The sequence below is a fragment of the Bartonella sp. AP40SXNS genome, assembly GCF_042195825.1.
Lineage (GTDB): Bacteria > Pseudomonadota > Alphaproteobacteria > Rhizobiales > Rhizobiaceae > Bartonella.
In genome coordinates this window covers 1-1,094 of sequence record NZ_JBHIPB010000082.1, presented here as the reverse complement: position 1 = coordinate 1,094, position 1,094 = coordinate 1, and the positions used below count along the sequence as shown (strand labels likewise).

Sequence of the window (1,094 nt, the reverse complement as noted above, 5' to 3'; positions counted from 1 at the left end):
TCAGCGCTTTTATTGACAAAAGACGTTGCAACAATCTTCATCTCACCGGCTAAAGCACTGAGAAGACCAGCCTCATTATTTATATGACCAGCACGTGTCTCTTTCAGCCCACCAATGCTGAGAGCCTCTTCTGCAATCATTCTGCCCTGTGTGTTGGTCAGATTACCATCACTGAATAGATCCATAGATTTTTTGGCGTAAATCAGCCCACTATTGCTGACATTTCCTGCCACATTGAGCGCAACATTCTCACCACTAGAGCCAAGCGCACCGGCATTGTCTAATTGCCCTGCGGTCACAACAAAAACACCACCACTTTGAAGGACACCTTCGGATGTATTCTTCAGAAAGGCTTGTTGCGGATCGGCGCCTTCTTGTGTGCTTACCATCAAATGCAAATCATCGGTTGCAATAAACGTCCCTTGATTGGTAAATGCACCAATATGAGCATCGACACTCTCACCGCGCATTGTGCCGCTATTTGCGACCCCATCACGCACTTGAAGGGTTAATGCTCCTTCTTGGGCTTCCACAGTCCCTGCTTGGGTTAAAGCATCAGCACTTAAAACCACATCATAACTTAAAATCGTGCTCTCTTGAGAGGTTGTGAACATGCCCCCCGCTGTCAAGGCAACCTGCTGCATACTGATAATATCACCCGTGTGATTGAGGGCACCATGGGCATCCAGCGTTATCTTCCCATTAGACCAGACAGTGCCTTCTTGGATCAGGGCACCGTGATGCGCATAAAGGTCAATTTTTTGCTCTGCCACTAAGCGCGCACGTGATGTAAGCTCTGTTGCTTCCACCAAAAGAGAACCGCCGGCGCTATAATGTCCAGCGCCTACAGTGAGCGCATCATCGGCGCTCAAGACAATATTCCCCTTGGCACCAATATGGTTGTTTAAAGCGCTGATTTGATTGGTTTCAATGGTTAGATCGCCAAGGGAAGAAACCCCTGTTTGATCATTGTCTTGCATGCGGCTTAGATCAATTGTTGCTGCTTGGATCTCTAAAAGATCACCGGCGGCTATCCGCCCATTCCCCGCCTCAAGCTTTGCTGCCTGTAAATGCAAAGAACCCGTCGCTGACTG

At 48.4% G+C, this 1,094-nt stretch carries 1 pseudogene; it reads right to left on the bottom strand.

What is annotated here, in order from left to right:
* A pseudogene (locus ACFILZ_RS09835) lies at nt 1–1,094 on the bottom strand (filamentous hemagglutinin); the annotation flags it as partial.